A 14375-nucleotide genomic window follows, 5' to 3' on the forward strand; every position below is an offset into this window, starting at 1 on the left:
TTATCCATACTGAGATATTTATTGTTCTTCTTTAGCTTTACTTTTTTCCATTTCCAGCAGGACAACCTGAGCAAATTTTTCAAAGTCGCTTAATTTATTTTGAAGTATATCGTATAACATATCTATATCAATATCCCAGTATATATGGACCAACCTGTTTCTGAATTTAGCCATCTGCTGCAACTCGCTTGAAAATTCGGGGGGTATAATTTTTTCTTCTTCAAGGACTTTAAAGACATCCGCATAGTCTTTAGGGCTCCTGTATCCCCTGCTGGCAATTATATGATTTCCGATATTCAGGGTAGTTTCTATCGCCACCTGGAGTAATCTTTCAGTCGCCGCTTGACTTATAGAATCCTTTTTAAACTCATCTATTGAAATATTTTTAAGTTTGTTCAATCGACTCAAATAATTATTCAGAAGGCCTAGCTGGCGTAATATCTTTTCTTCGTTCAATTTATCATCCTGCCCTCTCTTATCCTTTTTTTCAGATAATAATTGTATTCGTCGTATATATGTTTGACATCGAAATAACGCTGTAAAGCTTTGACCTGGAAGTCGCATCTTAATTCCCGATCTTTTTCATAAATTAATCTGCCCGATGAAATGACCTCATACTGCAAATATGGAGGGCAATTGTTAAGTATGACCAGGTCGAAATCATCGGTGTGAAGGGCTTCGGATATGTCTCCGATGAGTTCAAGTTCCGCCTCAAAGGAAGTTTCGCCTTGCAATAACACAGCTATATCTATGTCGCTTAAATCGGTAGTCTTACCCGTGGCGTGAGAACCGTAAATATATCCTGCCACAATATCGGGTCTTTTTTCAAAAACCTCCGGGAGCTTTTCGACAGCCTTTACCAGAATGTCTTTGGGCAATTTTGAACCAAATTTTATCATAAAAAAATCTCCCAAATCCGGTAATTTATAGTTAATGATAAGCCTGTTTTTTAATTGGCATATTTTTTTTAAAATCAGAAACTTTAATTCCATTAAATTATAGCACGGCCTGGAAATAAAATCAAACCGCCCTTCATGCCTGATCGATAATACGGGCAGATTAGCTATGGTCTCTAATGCTGCTTGCTTTAACTTCTTGATTTTTTGTCTTTCTTTATACAGGGTTTGATTTGGCAGTTTTATGGGTTTCAATTCCACATAACGTTGTCTTAAATATGGTATTATTTTTTCATTTCGAGTTCTTTAGGGATAGGATTTTGTTTAATGCCGAAAATGAGTAAAAAAAAAGTGTTGATATATATACAATAATGTATTACAATATATATACAATAATGTATTACAATCTAATGATTATAAACTGGAGGTGTTGATGAAATATGTATGTAAATCGGGATGATAACAAGACTAAATTGATCTCGATAAGATTCCCTCTGGCGCTGCTTAAAAAGATAGATGCTCTGGTGGAAAATGGTTGCAGGAGCGATTTTATCATTTCGGCTACTGAAAACGAGCTAAAGCGTATAAACGCAAAGATGGCACTGGAAAAATCTTTCGGAACATGGAGCGATGAAAACCACCCCGACCTAAAGGACTCCGATGCGATTGCCAAATGGGTGGCGGAAAAAAGAACTACTTATGATTATTTGCGGAATACCAAAGGAGAATAATTTAATTATGCTGTATAAAAACTATCTTCTTGACACCACCGCTATTATTGAAATACTGCGGGGAAATAAAAACATAAAAAAACTCATTGAGCGCTGGCTTGACGAAGGTAATAATATACACTATTCGATATTATCAGTTTATGAGGTATATAGCGGCATGCGGGAAGGGGAAGAAAATGGCGTCAAAGCTTTTTTTGAAGGTTTTTCATGTTGCAATTTAACCCCATCCATCGCAAAACTAGCCGGTGATTGGACTATGTGCTACCGGAAAAAAGGCATTACGATTAGCGGTTTTGATGCTCTAATAGGCGCTACGGCATATATTAATAAATGCATACTTGTCACTGCTAATGTAAAACATTATCCAATGCTGGAACAGAATCAGATTTATAAGCACTGAACCTTCACTTATCTCAAAGAAAATCCGTATTCTAGCGGGTCTTCCTCATCTATAATGTAGTGGTTCAAAAATTGTGCGGCATCAGGTTTCCACCAGATTGTGCTTGATTGCAAACAGCACCGCCTGGGTCCGGTCGCTTACACCCAGCTTTTGGAATATATTCGTCAGGTGATTTTTAACCGTCTTTTCGCTTATAAAAAGTTTTTCCGCTATCTCCCTGTTGGAAAGCCCCATGGAAATCTGCTGCAGCACCTCCAGTTCTCTCTCTGTCAGATCAAAATGATATCGGGACTCCTCTTCCCTTTTTTTAGACAGCCGGTTGAGCTCTTTGAAAACTTTTGGGGTAAGTGAAGGAGGGATAAAAGCCTGCCCTTCCGCAACGCACCGGATGGTCTTCACTAGCTCGTGGGGTCTGATGTCCTTTAAAACATAGCCGGAAATGCCGCTCCTTATAAGCTCGAACAAATACTCTTCCTGATCGTGGATTGTGAGGGCTATTATATTTATCCCCGGCTTTTCCGCTTTTATTATTTGCGTGGCTTTTATACCGTTAACATTGGGCATATTGATGTCCATCAGTATGATGTCGGCATCGGTATTTCTGGCCAGTTCTATCACCTGATCGCCGTCTTCGGCCTCCCCCACCACAGTAATATCCGGTTCCAGCGAAAGGATTTTTATTATGCCTTCCCGAAGAAGGGCATGGTCATCGGCAATAATTACTTTAATTTGTTTTTTACCGGCCTGTGACATGCTCACCCCTCCGTACTCCGGCCAGGCCATTTTCCTCATGGGCCGTCGGCACGCTTAAAATCACTTCCGTTCCCTGGCCCGGTGAAGATTTTACTTCAAATTTGCCCTTTAATAACTGTATGCGCTCCCTCATTCCGATAAGCCCGAAGGCCATGCCGCTCTTTTCGGCCATTACTTTTTCCACGTCGAAACCGCAGCCGTTGTCCCGGACAACCACATTTATCCTGTTTTTCAAGAATTCTATTTTTATCAGCACTTCCGTGGCCCTGGCATATTTCCTTATATTTGTCATGGATTCCTGGATAACCCGGAAAATGGCCACCACGAGGGAAGAAGAAAGCTCGTATTCCTTGCCCATTACTATTATCTCGACATAGATACCGTAGTCGTTCATATACTGTTCAACGTAGCGCTTGAGGGCGGGCACAAGGCCCAGATCGTCGAGGGCCATGGGGCGCAGGTCGAAAATTATTTTCCGCACGTCCTGGAGGCTCCTGCGCACCAGATCCATCAAACCGTAAAGTTCTTCCTTTAACATCGCCGGATTAACCTCCATCAGCTTCAAACAAAATTCGGCCCTCATTACTATATTTGCCAGGCTCTGGGCGGGCCCGTCGTGAATCTCCCTCGCCACCCGCTTGCGCTCCTCTTCCTGGGCCATAATCACCGAAAGGCCCAGGGCCTGCATCTGCTGCATCTCGCCTATCTGATTGCTGATGGTCTCAAGATCATTGCTTAATATCTTTAGCACCATTCCCACGTTTGCAATCAATTCTTCCGAACGCCTTATGGTGACTTCTAAATTTTTTAGATTGCGCTCCAGGTGATCCCTCTGCAGCCGGAGCAATTTTTCCTTTTCTCGCTTGCTCAAAAGCTCTATCTGTCTTTTATTGGCTTCTTCGTAAGCTTCTTTAATCTGTTCTTCGGTGTAGCGTTTAAAATCCCGGCTGACTTCCATCAAATGAATTCTCGACTGGGTGTAAGTCTTCTCCAGGTCGTCAACCTCTTTGATAATACTCGCAATCTCCTTTTTTACCGATTCGAGCTCCTGCTTTGTCCTCTCATACTCCAGCCTCGCGCTTTCGCCCAGCTGGTAGAGTTCTTCTTTGCTCTTTTCGACAACCTTTCGCGTCTTTTGTATTATCCTCTCGAGGTTGGCTATATTGACCAAGGCTGTTCATCCTTCTAAACCAAATTATTTTAATCGGCAAAAATTCTTCTATAATAAATATTTTAATATAAATCTGCGAATGTGTAGCCTTCCGTTTTAAACTGCAGTGCGAGGGAGTTGAGCTGGTCGCTCATGCGCGCAAGGCGCCTGGCGCTTGAGCCAATTTCCTTCATCAATTCGGACTGCCGGGCGGCGTCCATTTTTCCGGCGCCATTTTCAAATAATTCCGAGCGCTTTGCTATAAGGTTTGAGGTGGAGCACATGTCGCCCACAATGTTTTTTATAGAGTTAAACAGCACTCCCAGCTGCCCGCTCATGGCATTAAAAGCCCCGGCCAGACGCCCCAGTTCATCCCCCGTGGCAACGGGCAGCTTATATGAAAAATCGCCGACGGCAACCTTTTCGGTGGCCAGGAGCAGCTCTTTTATCGGGCGGCCCACGGCCCTGATGATTATCAGGCGGGCCAGCAGGAGCCCGGCCAGTATCGCCAGAACAAAATTAAAAATAATGTTATAGGCCGTCTGTTGGAGGTAATTTTCAATAAACCTGAAATCCGTCGTGATGTAAATACGGCCGACGGATTTGCCGCCGCCGTCCAAGATGGGCGATGTAAAAGCGACGGCGGTCACCTTCCCGTTGCCGTCTCTTACCGGAGTAAGCTTTTTGCCGTCCGCCCCGGCTGCCATATATTCGGCCTTTGCTTTGGCCGAAACTTCGCTCGCAATGCCGCAGGATGCCATGACATCGCCGTTTTCATTTAGAATTACAGCTTCCATGATAGAGCCGTCGGCATGCAAATCCTTCATTACCTCATCAAGCACGGCATAATTTCCGGACCTTGCCGCCTCGAACGCCACCGTATTGAGAAGGCGCACCGTGGCCCACCCCCGGTCTACAACCCATTTTATGAGGACATTGCGCTCCCTCATATATGTGGAAAAACCCACCGCCCCCATTAAAAGGGTGATGAGCAGCGTAAAGCCAAGGCTCAGCCGGAAGGTAAGAGAAAAACCTCCGCCTTTGTACGAGCTTTTTGCCATACTTTTATCACTCCTCGAAAGTAAATTCAATCACATCGCCAATTTCCGTGCCGGTGGCCCTGCACACCCCGGCGGGCAGTTCCAGAGCTTTTACGGCCTTTCTTACCACCGGTCCAAACCGGAACGGCGGGATGGATTGCGCCACCTTCAAGACCCTGTTGTCGCCGTCCAGGAAAATCACATCGATGGGATATCTCATGAACCAGGTATGTATAGATGAACACGGCATGATAAGCAGGGCCATGCCGGTTTTAAAATCCGGTGTTAAAATCAAGCCCACCAGCCTTTTTGCAAAATCGAACGCCGTTTCAACTCTATCGGCCAGGACCGTTTTCCTGGTGGAGTTAATCGCCTTCATAATTTCTCCTCCCTAAAAACCAAAAGCCCGCATTATCTGGATGACCGCCGGCCCCAGCAGGACGATGAACACTGCGGGAAATATAAACATCACCATGGGTATCAGCATTTTTACCGGTGCCTTCATGGCCATTTCTTCTACCCTTTGGCGGCGTTTTTGACGTGATTCTTTCGACTGCAAGCGCAGCACTTTTCCTATGCCGATCCCCAGCTGTTCCGCCATGATAATCGACCCTACAAAGTTTGACAGGTCGTCAACCGCCAGCCTTTCGGCCATTTCCCGGAGGGCTTCTCTCCTTGGCTTACCCATTCTCACTTCCTGCAGCACCAGCGACAGCTCTTCGGCCAGCACGCCTTTATATTTCTCTGTCACCTTCATAAGTGCTGCGTCAAAACCAAGGCCCGCTTCCACGCAGACGGTGATGAGGTCCAGGATATCGGGCAGCTGCTTTTCCACCTGTTCCTTTCGCCGCCTTATTTTTGAGTTTATCCCCGCATCAGGCAGCAGCCAGCCGAAGGCACCTCCGGCAACGGCCATGACGGCGGACTGTACGGTTGTCTGCCCTGTAAACTGCCACAATGTTTTCAGTGCGAGGGCGGAAAGGCCGGCAAGCATGTATTTTATCACCATAAATTCACGTGGTGAAAGGTTGAACGGCCTGCCCGCTTCTATCACTCTCTTTTCCAAAATCTCTTCCCTTGCGGCCGGAACATAGCGTGCAAATACCCCTGCCAGGCCCGCCAGTATGGGCCTTATAAACCTTTGAAATAAGGGCGAGGACAATTCCTGCTGCCGTATGGGAATCGGGGCCGCCCCTACCACGGCCGTCACCCGCCTGCTCATTTTTATGCTTTCACCGAAAATCCACAGGTATATCAGCAGCGTGCATGTAAATACTCCGCCGAAAACGCCCGTTAAAATCAGAACCACTGCCACTCACACGGCCTCCTTAAAACTTTATGTCCACAATCTTTTTTATAATCAGCATGCCTGTAATCTCACCCGCAACGGCAAAGAGGAGCATGAGAAGACCCAGCCTGGATGAAAAAAGTTCCATAATATAAGAAGGTCTTGCCACCAGCATAAAACTTCCAAGAAGCAAGGGCAAAAGGCCGATAATGAGACCCGAGATTCGGCCCTGGGCTGTAAGGGTCCTTATTTCCCGCTTGATGCGGATGCGGTCCCGGATGGTCCCGGCAATATTGTCCAGGACCTCCGAAAGATTACCCCCCACCTGCCGCTGGATAAGCACCGCCGTGACCACCAGGTCCAGGTCGTCGCTGTTCACGCGTTTTGCCATGTTTTCAAGGGCCTCTTCGGTGGATGTGCCCAGGTTTATTTCCTTGATGGTTCTGGTAAATTCCTTTTTTATAGGGTCCGGCAGTTCCTTCCTCACCATGTCCATGCTCTGCAGGAAACTGAAGCCTGAGCGGAGACAATTGGCCATGATGGTCAGGGCGTCTCCGATCTGGGAATTGAAACTGGAAAGCCTTTTTGCCCGAGCGGCGTTCAGCATCACAAAAGGGACAGCCCCCGCCGCAAGTCCCAAAAGTAGAATTGCGGCAGGATTTAAAGTAATTGCAAGTGCAAACAGTGATGCGCCCAGGGCGCAGGATAGCACTATTACAATAAACTCCCCGCCGCGCAGCAGCACATCCGCTTCTTCCAGTTTTTTATCCACGAACCTTCCCAGGCGCCGGGTCATGGAAAAATTCCCCGCCCTTGTCAGCAACCTGCGTAGCAATTCCCCGTGCTCCGAACCTTTGGTCGTTATCTTATCTCTTACATCCTGAGCCGCAATCTTTTTTATGCGGGTTATCACTCTCTGCATGTCCGAAGATTTCAGTTCGCCGACCCCCAGCACCGTCAAAAATACCGCTGTAAATATCAATATGTACAGGGTTTGCATGCCTTTCACCCCCTCAAAAGGCCTCCGGTTTAAATATACCGGGCGAGAGCTTTATCCCGCTGGCTTCAATGCGGTCCATGAATTTGGGTCGGATGCCGCTGGCCGCAAAATACCCCTTTACCGTGCCGTCCTGGTCCACGCCGGTCTGGCGGAAAGTATATAAATCCTGCAGGACAATTACATCACCTTCCATCCCCAGCACTTCGGTGATGTGCGTAATGCGGCGGGAACCATCCCGCAGGCGGCTCTGCTGTATGATCAAATCAATAGCCGACGATATCTGCTCCCGTATGGCCCGTACCGGCAGATCCATCCCGGCCATCAGAACCATAGTCTCCAGGCGCGACAGCATATCTCTGGGGGAATTGGCATGGCCCGTGGTGAGAGATCCGTCGTGGCCCGTGTTCATCGCCTGCAGCATGTCCAGCGCTTCGCCGCTGCGCACCTCACCGACTATAATTCTGTCCGGCCTCATGCGAAGCGCATTTCGAACCAGGTCCCGGATGGTTACGGCCCCTTTGCCCTCAATGTTCGGGGGGCGGCTTTCCAGTGTTATTACATGAGGCTGGCGAAGCTGCAGTTCCGCAGCATCTTCGATGGTGATTATTCTTTCCGTAGGGGGAATAAATGAAGACAGAACGTTGAGCGTGGTTGTCTTGCCGCTGCCGGTCCCGCCGGAGACCACGATATTCAGCCTTGCCCTGACGCAGGCCTCCAGGAACTCAGCCATTTGCGGTGTAAGCGTTCCGAAGTTAATCAGGTCTTCCACCGTAAAGGGGTCCCGGGAGAACTTCCGGATTGTTATAACCGGTCCGTTTAAAGAAAGGGGAGGTATGATTGCATTTACGCGGGAACCGTCCGGAAGCCTTGCATCCACCATCGGCATGCTTTCGTCAATACGCCTTCCGATGGGTGAAACAATTCTGTCGATTATATTCATAACATGGTCATTATCCCTGAAAACCACTTCCGTAAGTTCCAGCCTGCCGTTTTTTTCCACATACACCTGATTGGGACCGTTTACCATTATTTCGCTTATATCCGGGTCATTGAGGAGTGGAGTTATGGGGCCGTAACCGAGAATTTCATCAACTATTTCAGCTGCTATTTTGAGTCTATCCACGCGGGGGATCCGGTTGTCGCCGTCAGATGTTAAGTACTGTTCGATCAGCTGTTCAATTCGCTTTGCCATGAATTCGCTTTCCTGTTTTTCCGGGGATTGTAAGTCTTTAAGTTCGTCCACCACCTTTTTGTGCAGGCTGACCTTCAAGTCGGCGTAAGGGTCACATCTCAAGTGGTTTTGCGGCATCTTTCGTTCTTCGCGGTTCAAATCTTCCGGCACCTTTTTGCTTTCGAGCTTTTTGAGTAAAGACACGCTGTATCACTCCGGATTTAAAAACTTAGAATTCTCGTTACAAAAGATTTTACGGAAGTCGTTTCCCGGGTCTCATTTTCTTTGGCCAGGTCCAGCAGGTCGATCAAATTTTTTACGGCTGATGAAACTTTCGAGAAAGGCTGACCCATTACGAAAGGCACTCACTTATTTATGGAGTTTCTAACCGTTTTGCCGTCATCGGGCACCGATGCCGTAATGGAGGTGTTCAGCGTTTTTTCCAGTTCCCTGACTTTGATGCCTTCGTTGTTTTGCTGGTTTAAGATTAACCTCACCTTTGATTCGCAGTTCAGGGCTTTCATGATGTCCAGGGCGGTTTTGACGTGTTTTAACGTAGTTAAATCCTGGTTCAAAACCAGCACTATCCTGTCACTAGCTTCCAGGACTCCCAGGTTTATGTCGCTGTAAAGCGGGGCAGTATCCACGATGATATAATCGAAGTTTTCTCTTAAAATTTTTAGAAGTTGCTCTATATGGTGCTGGTGAACAAGTTCCGCTTGTTCTGGGCTTGCCGGCGCCGGAAGAACCCTCAGACCCGACAGGTGTGGCACCAGGAATACGTCTACCAGTTGATAATCCATGGTTTCCTGTTCCTGGACCAGGTCGGCTATGGTGCTTCTAGCAGTGATGTTAAGCATCACTGCGGCATCGCCGGCGGTAAGGTCCAGGTCCAGTATAGCCACTTTCTTTCTGGTTTCCTGAGTCAGCTCTACGGCCAAATTGCAGGCCAGGGTGGTCTTGCCCACCCCTCCTTTGGTGCAGAAAAAGGTAATTACCTTGCCGCGCTTCTGTGCGAGGACCTGAGAGGAACCCGCCGGCTGGGATGACATAAGGTACATGTTCCGCCGCTTCTGGGCTTCGTTTACCCGGCGGATGGCGTTTGCCAGTTCATTTGCCGAAAAGGGTTTGACCAGGTATTCCCTGGCCCCGGCGGCCATGGCCTTTCGCAGGTATTCCTGCTCGCCCTGAATGGAAATAATGATGATGGCGCTCTGGGGCACGTTGACGGAGATTTGCTCCGTTGCTCCAATGCCGTCCAGGCGGGGCATATTTATATCCATCAATATAACATCCGGTTTAAGTTCCTCCGCCAGTGAAACGGCCTCATGGCCGTCGGCCGCCTCACCCACTACCTTTATATCCTCTTCAAAATAAAGCAGGCGTTTTATATCCTCCCTTGTTGTCGGTATATCATCGGCTATCAATACGGTGATGGGCGTCATGAAAAAACCTCCCCGCTATCGCATTAAATGTCCAAGTTTGCTTGTTGGAACCGGCAGCACATCCGAATCCTCCGGCGAGCGGAGCGCCAGTTGAACGCTGCCCTGCTGTATGGCCAGCGCTATCTGCTGGGCCTGCTCCGGTTCCACCATCAGCGTTATTGTTTGAAGCTCTTCCTTTGCTGGTACGCCGCTGTCCATGGCTCTGTTGACCGCCAGCACCGGCACGTTTTGTATTATGGTAGAAGTCACAGGGGTTTTTTGCTCACCCGGAGCATTAAATGTCACCATTACATCCACGTGATCTCCCGTATTAATCAGCCCGTGCAGTGCGGTGATGTTATTTACCGGTATCGAGACGGCCCTCTTGCCCTTTGTAATTTTTGCAGATAGGCCTGCCGCCGGATCATCCCTCGCCACCAGTTTGTCGCTCAGGATTAGCTCCCCCGGGTAAATATCGCCGCGGGCCATTTTGCCCACCGCATCCTTGATATTCATTATGGTGCCCGGCGCCACATACTGAGCCGGCATTTCTTTAAACTCCAGCATATCGCCGCTGATGACGGTCCTTGCGGCAATCTTTTGCTTTGCAGTGGCTACCGGGACAAAATTCCCCTTCGTCATATATGTTTTTTTTAAATCTTCCATGTACCTGTATGTGCCAAAAGCGGCAGTAAAGCCGAATACAAGCGCCAGCAGTAAAATAAATTTGCTTTTCATATGCCGTATCTCCCCGATAAATTTTTTAATCTACAAGTTTTGCCGCATGTAAACCGTAATCGGATTGATGTGGGTCGATTGTATACCGCAGCCCCTCCGGCGGGACCATTTGCAAAAAATAGCCCGAAACCTCGCTTTCTTTGCCCCTTCCCTCAACCCCTTTCAATAAAAAGGCTGCAAATCCCACAATTTGAACCTCATCTCTGCCGTGCAAGGGTGTAGGGTTGAATATGGGCACTATCATTACCATGGGACAATCGGGATAATAGTGATCAATGGTGCACTTAGGGTTATGCGGGCAGCTGTTCAAACGGTAATTTATTCCTTCTTCCGTAGGTCCGGACATGTTGCCGGGTTCTGTCATTACCCATTCTCCCACTTTTACGATGCCCCTGTATCCATATTTAAGGTTGTTCTCATAGCTGGAGGCCCCCCTCAATTCCAGAGCCAGAGCGCCGTAATTGCCGGGTCCGTATTTATCCTGTGAGCCCGCCTTCAGGCGATATTCCTGCCCGTACACCAGCGTCTGGTCCGGAATACCAAAGGGGACCACACCGCTGATGGCACTGACGCCACCAAATACGGCGGAAGCCCTGGCGGAAACCTCGCCATTTGTCAAACCGAAAACCCGGGCAAAGGTGTAATCTACACGGCGTGATGCTTCAACGGTTACCCTGACACCGCCGGGGTCAAAACTTACACGGGCTTCTTCCGGCGCAACACCGTTGTATTCCAGATATTGATTGGCTTTTTGTTCGGCCAGAGCAACGGACGGGAGTTCTCGGGCCGCAGCAAGTGCAGCAGCATCGCACGCGTTCTGCAGGCGGCTTTTTTCTAGTATCATGGTGCCCACGTCCACCACCAGGGCGGTAAAACCCAAAAACACCGCCAGCATGGCCGCCGCCAGCACCAGGGCAGAGCCTCTTTGGTCAATTTTTAATCTTGTCAGCATCAAACAATGTTTTTTCATCATTCAATCCTCATTGTAGCTCTGGATTTAAGGATGACGGGGTCCGGCAGCAGGCTGTCAAATAGAGGGGTAATCAGATCCGCGTCATAAGCGACTTCCACTGTAAATGGCAAACCCGGCATCCGGTCGGCCTCTCCGGGCTCAAGTTTTACGATATGCAGCCTGGTGTCGGCCTCAGGCAAAGGAGCGGCCTCCCGCACCCTGGCGATAATCTCGGCGTCCGTTTTTCCCACCGCCCCGGCCCTTGCACCTTCCCGGGCGGCGTAGGTTATGACGATGTAGGAATAAAATATGCGCCCGAATTCCAAAATGCCGAACAGTATTAAGACGATGACCGGCAGTATCAGGGCGAGTTCCACCATAGCCTGACCCTTCTGGCTTTTTTCAAGCCTTATAATCTTGATCACGCAAAATCACCTCATCAGATATGCCAGAACGGTACCCGCCGCAATGGCGATACCGTATGGAAAGGTCGGGGCCGAATCTCCGTAGATGGTGTCGAGCATATTGACTTCGGGGATGAAACCGAAAAACGAAAGGAGAGTGAAGATAACGGCCCTAACCCGTGCTGAAAAAGCCCCGCTTTTAGCCATGATCACTATGGAGATAAGACCTCCGATGACCGCAGTAAAAAGAAACGACGACCAGACAAAGCCGGGGCCTTTAAAGGCTCCCACAACCCCCATCAGCTTGACGTCTCCGGCCCCCATCCCGCCCATGACGAAGGGCACCAGGAGAAGCGCCACACCCAGCATCATGCCTTTTATTCCGTCGAGCCCTCCGGCAAGACCTCCTGAATAAAAATTCCACGCAAGACCTATCGCCGCTGCGGGGAAGAGAACCGCGTTATAGATTTTTTTAAATTTTATGTCCGTGTACACGCAAACAGCCATTACCGGAATCAGAAGCCAATCCGCAGACATTTCCACCAGCCCTTTCCATAGAGGCTCCTCTGTAGAAACCATAACTCAGCCGAAGCCCAACGCCCGCCTGAAAAACTTTTCACAGAGGCTCTGGTGTTAAAGCGGCCCTACCGAAAAGTAGGGCCAGTGGCAAAAATTATATAAATTTTTAATATTTGATTCCTCTTACTACTTGTTAAGTTCATCTGCTACCTTTTGAAAATTACTAAATACGCCTTGCCCCAGAGCCGTCAGAGCGGCGATTACCACCACCGCCACCAGCGCCAGGATGAGGCCGTATTCGGCCATGCCCTGGCCTTCCTCGCCGGTCCAGAGTCTCTTAAAATGTTTCAACATTTTCCCGACCTCCTTGGTTTTTTCTTCGAATTCCTAATCCTTCTTTTGATTTAATAATAGCAGCTTAAATAAATCCGCGCATGATTCAAAAGTCGAAAAAATTCACCGCTGGGGCCCATAATCAGATTGGGACGTTTGTCCCAAAATAAAACGGGACTCAAACGAGTCCCTTTCTGAGAGGCGGCTTGCGCTCCGAATACTCCATATGTGACTTCATCTTCGCCCTGAAAATGGCACCGTCCCCGAACCGGTCCCTGATCTCGTCTATGACGCGGTTGAGCCTTTTCTTTTTTGCTTCGTTTTCGAAGAGACAAACCTGGTCAAATTCCCTTACCAGCCGGGACAGGCTCACCCCCAGGAGCCTCAGGGGCGTTTTGCCGTCCCAGTTGGCGTGAAGCAGCTTTCTGGCGGCGGCGTATATGTCTTCGGTGGCGCTGGTATGCGGTATGGTGACCGAGCGGGTGATGGTGCAAAAGGAGGCGTCCCGGAGGGTGATGGTTACGGTGCGTCCCACGTAGCTTTCCCTCCGCACCCTGCGCCCCACTTTATCCGAGAGTGAAAGCAGTACGGCCTCCGCCTCCTCCCAGGTGGTGACATCCCTGGAAAGGGTGACCGAGTGGCCCATGGAGCTGGCGGTGTCCATGGAATGGGGGTCGACCGGGCTGTCGTCTATGCCGTTGGCCGCAAGGTGCAGGTGCCGCCCCACCAGCCCGAAAGCCTTCTCGAGAAATTCCACGGGCACCTGGGCCAGATCCCCTATGGTGTTTATGTTCATACCCTTGAGGTGTTCCGCCATGCGCCGCCCCACTCCGAACAGTTCGTCCACCGGCAGCGGCCATAAAACCCGCGGGACGTCTTCGGGGGCCAGCACCGTAAGGCCGCCGGGCTTTTTCAGGTCCGAGGCCATCTTAGCCAGGAGCTTGTTGCAGGAAACCCCCACGGAGCAGGTCAGACCCAACTCCTTCAAAATGGCTTCCTGGATTCTTCCGGCTATCTCAACGGAGTCGCCGAAAAGCCCTTCGCATCCCGTCACGTCCAGCCACGCCTCGTCGATGCTGAAAACTTCCACCAGGGGAGAAAACCTCCTGAGTATTTCCATCACCCGCTCGCTGGTCCTCACGTAGAGCTCGTAATCGGGCTTTATGAATATGGCGTGGGGACACAGCTTCTTGGCCTCCCAGTTGGGCATGGCGGTCTTTACCCCGAACCTGCGGGCTTCGTAGGAGGCGGTGAGGATTATGCCGTTTCGCCTGGCGGGGTCCCCCGCCACCAGCACGGGCTTGCCCCTGAGGCCTGGGTCCTTCGCCTGGTGGCACGAGGCGTAGAAGGCGTTCATATCCACGTGAATGATAGGCAGCATAAACCCATCTCCCGAACAGTTGTTCTGTATATTTTATTTTACCACCTTCATGCGGCAAAATCAAGGCTATCGGGCCTTAAAATGTGGTTTTTCCGGGATAATGTCATCTTAAAATTTCTCAATTCTGTGATAATGTCATATAAAAATTTCTTAAGTAGAAAATGTCACTCGCTGTGGTAAAATGGCCGTAGGCCT

Annotated in this window: 19 protein-coding genes; 2 read left to right on the forward strand and 17 right to left on the reverse strand. The window is 49.2% G+C overall.

Going from position 1 to position 14375, the window contains the following annotated elements:
- Positions 1-18: 18 nt before the first annotated feature.
- Together hepT and mntA are read right to left on the reverse strand one after the other, a co-directional pair.
- Positions 19-456 carry a type VII toxin-antitoxin system HepT family RNase toxin gene (hepT, locus tag ACKX14_RS03940; RefSeq protein ID WP_422444863.1) on the reverse strand — a complete coding sequence of 146 codons (438 nt, stop codon included), beginning with the start codon at positions 454-456 and terminating at the stop codon, positions 19-21.
- Entirely contained in the window at positions 453-899 is a 447-nt protein-coding gene (gene mntA / locus ACKX14_RS03945) for a type VII toxin-antitoxin system MntA family adenylyltransferase antitoxin (protein ID WP_422444865.1), read from the reverse strand. The genes hepT and mntA overlap by 4 nt, the downstream gene beginning before the upstream one ends.
- 437 nt (positions 900-1336) lie before the next feature.
- Here mntA and ACKX14_RS03950 point away from each other — a divergent pair, with 437 nt between their 5' ends.
- Together ACKX14_RS03950 and ACKX14_RS03955 are read left to right on the forward strand one after the other, a co-directional pair.
- Positions 1337-1627, forward strand: a complete 291-nt coding sequence (locus ACKX14_RS03950) for a YlcI/YnfO family protein (protein ID WP_422444867.1) — start codon at positions 1337-1339, stop codon at positions 1625-1627.
- Positions 1628-1634: 7 nt separating this feature from the next.
- Positions 1635-2027 (forward strand): type II toxin-antitoxin system VapC family toxin, encoded by a 393-nt coding sequence (locus ACKX14_RS03955; RefSeq protein WP_422444869.1) that lies wholly within the window; start codon positions 1635-1637, stop codon positions 2025-2027.
- Between the two features lie 81 nt (positions 2028-2108).
- On the opposite strand, the gene ACKX14_RS03960 is transcribed toward ACKX14_RS03955, so the two are convergent.
- The 15 genes from ACKX14_RS03960 to ACKX14_RS04030 all read right to left on the reverse strand — a co-directional run bounded on the left by ACKX14_RS03960 (position 2109) and on the right by ACKX14_RS04030 (position 14180).
- Entirely contained in the window at positions 2109-2780 is a 672-nt protein-coding gene (locus ACKX14_RS03960; RefSeq protein ID WP_422444871.1) for a response regulator, read from the reverse strand.
- Positions 2764-3951: a sensor histidine kinase gene (locus ACKX14_RS03965; protein WP_422444873.1), complete on the reverse strand. Its 1188-nt coding sequence runs from the start codon at positions 3949-3951 to the stop codon at positions 2764-2766. Before ACKX14_RS03965 ends, ACKX14_RS03960 begins: the two co-directional genes overlap by 17 nt.
- A 62-nt stretch (positions 3952-4013) precedes the next feature.
- Complete coding sequence (locus tag ACKX14_RS03970; RefSeq protein ID WP_422444875.1) at positions 4014-4991, reverse strand: HAMP domain-containing protein; 978 nt, start codon at positions 4989-4991, stop codon at positions 4014-4016.
- Positions 4992-4998: 7 nt separating this feature from the next.
- Positions 4999-5349: a DUF192 domain-containing protein gene (locus ACKX14_RS03975; protein ID WP_422444877.1), complete on the reverse strand. Its 351-nt coding sequence runs from the start codon at positions 5347-5349 to the stop codon at positions 4999-5001.
- A gap of 12 nt (positions 5350-5361) precedes the next feature.
- Positions 5362-6285 (reverse strand): type II secretion system F family protein, encoded by a 924-nt coding sequence (locus tag ACKX14_RS03980; RefSeq protein ID WP_422444879.1) that lies wholly within the window; start codon positions 6283-6285, stop codon positions 5362-5364.
- Positions 6286-6298: 13 nt separating this feature from the next.
- Entirely contained in the window at positions 6299-7258 is a 960-nt protein-coding gene (locus ACKX14_RS03985; protein WP_422444881.1) for a type II secretion system F family protein, read from the reverse strand.
- Positions 7259-7271: 13 nt separating this feature from the next.
- Complete coding sequence (locus ACKX14_RS03990) at positions 7272-8633, reverse strand: TadA family conjugal transfer-associated ATPase (RefSeq protein ID WP_422444883.1); 1362 nt, start codon at positions 8631-8633, stop codon at positions 7272-7274.
- A 17-nt stretch (positions 8634-8650) separates the two neighbouring features.
- On the reverse strand, positions 8651-8782 hold the full coding sequence (locus ACKX14_RS03995) for a hypothetical protein (protein ID WP_422444885.1): 132 nt from the start codon (positions 8780-8782) through the stop codon (positions 8651-8653).
- A gap of 12 nt (positions 8783-8794) precedes the next feature.
- Positions 8795-9874 carry a CpaE/TadZ family protein gene (locus tag ACKX14_RS04000; protein WP_422444887.1) on the reverse strand — a complete coding sequence of 360 codons (1080 nt, stop codon included), beginning with the start codon at positions 9872-9874 and terminating at the stop codon, positions 8795-8797.
- Between the two features lie 15 nt (positions 9875-9889).
- Positions 9890-10591, reverse strand: a complete 702-nt coding sequence (gene cpaB / locus ACKX14_RS04005; protein ID WP_422444889.1) for a Flp pilus assembly protein CpaB — start codon at positions 10589-10591, stop codon at positions 9890-9892.
- A gap of 25 nt (positions 10592-10616) precedes the next feature.
- A complete protein-coding gene (locus ACKX14_RS04010; RefSeq protein ID WP_422444891.1) occupies positions 10617-11564 on the reverse strand; it encodes a pilus assembly protein TadG-related protein in 948 nt (315 codons plus the stop codon).
- Positions 11561-11968 carry a TadE family protein gene (locus ACKX14_RS04015; RefSeq protein WP_422444893.1) on the reverse strand — a complete coding sequence of 136 codons (408 nt, stop codon included), beginning with the start codon at positions 11966-11968 and terminating at the stop codon, positions 11561-11563. The genes ACKX14_RS04010 and ACKX14_RS04015 overlap by 4 nt, the downstream gene beginning before the upstream one ends.
- A gap of 6 nt (positions 11969-11974) precedes the next feature.
- Positions 11975-12484 (reverse strand): A24 family peptidase, encoded by a 510-nt coding sequence (locus ACKX14_RS04020; protein WP_422444895.1) that lies wholly within the window; start codon positions 12482-12484, stop codon positions 11975-11977.
- Positions 12485-12652: 168 nt separating this feature from the next.
- Positions 12653-12820 (reverse strand): Flp family type IVb pilin, encoded by a 168-nt coding sequence (locus tag ACKX14_RS04025; protein ID WP_422444897.1) that lies wholly within the window; start codon positions 12818-12820, stop codon positions 12653-12655.
- Positions 12821-12977: 157 nt separating this feature from the next.
- The gene (locus ACKX14_RS04030; protein ID WP_422444899.1) at positions 12978-14180 is read right to left on the reverse strand and encodes a DNA polymerase IV; all 1203 of its coding nucleotides are present in this window, start codon (positions 14178-14180) and stop codon (positions 12978-12980) included.
- Positions 14181-14375 lie beyond the last annotated feature (195 nt).

The organism is Thermorhabdus hydrogeniformans (genome assembly GCF_049310025.1).
Taxonomy (GTDB): Bacteria; Bacillota; Thermosediminibacteria; order Thermosediminibacterales; family Tepidanaerobacteraceae; genus JBJYKD01.

Excerpts from the sequence above, each read along its gene's own strand:
- ACKX14_RS04025 (WP_422444897.1), bottom strand. The coding sequence starts at position 12,820 with ATGTTGAAACATTTTAAGAGACTCTGGACCGGCGAGGAAGGCCAGGGC.
- ACKX14_RS04030 (WP_422444899.1), bottom strand. The coding sequence starts at position 14,180 with ATGCTGCCTATCATTCACGTGGATATGAACGCCTTCTACGCCTCGTGC.
- ACKX14_RS03995 (WP_422444885.1), bottom strand. The coding sequence starts at position 8,782 with ATGGGTCAGCCTTTCTCGAAAGTTTCATCAGCCGTAAAAAATTTGATC.
- ACKX14_RS04000 (WP_422444887.1), bottom strand. The coding sequence starts at position 9,874 with ATGACGCCCATCACCGTATTGATAGCCGATGATATACCGACAACAAGG.
- ACKX14_RS04020 (WP_422444895.1), bottom strand. The coding sequence starts at position 12,484 with ATGTCTGCGGATTGGCTTCTGATTCCGGTAATGGCTGTTTGCGTGTAC.
- mntA (WP_422444865.1), bottom strand. The coding sequence starts at position 899 with ATGATAAAATTTGGTTCAAAATTGCCCAAAGACATTCTGGTAAAGGCT.
- ACKX14_RS03985 (WP_422444881.1), bottom strand. The coding sequence starts at position 7,258 with ATGCAAACCCTGTACATATTGATATTTACAGCGGTATTTTTGACGGTG.
- ACKX14_RS04010 (WP_422444891.1), bottom strand. The coding sequence starts at position 11,564 with ATGATGAAAAAACATTGTTTGATGCTGACAAGATTAAAAATTGACCAA.
- ACKX14_RS03960 (WP_422444871.1), bottom strand. The coding sequence starts at position 2,780 with ATGTCACAGGCCGGTAAAAAACAAATTAAAGTAATTATTGCCGATGAC.
- ACKX14_RS03975 (WP_422444877.1), bottom strand. The coding sequence starts at position 5,349 with ATGAAGGCGATTAACTCCACCAGGAAAACGGTCCTGGCCGATAGAGTT.
- ACKX14_RS03955 (WP_422444869.1), top strand. The coding sequence starts at position 1,635 with ATGCTGTATAAAAACTATCTTCTTGACACCACCGCTATTATTGAAATA.
- ACKX14_RS03970 (WP_422444875.1), bottom strand. The coding sequence starts at position 4,991 with ATGGCAAAAAGCTCGTACAAAGGCGGAGGTTTTTCTCTTACCTTCCGG.
- cpaB (WP_422444889.1), bottom strand. The coding sequence starts at position 10,591 with ATGAAAAGCAAATTTATTTTACTGCTGGCGCTTGTATTCGGCTTTACT.
- ACKX14_RS03950 (WP_422444867.1), top strand. The coding sequence starts at position 1,337 with ATGTATGTAAATCGGGATGATAACAAGACTAAATTGATCTCGATAAGA.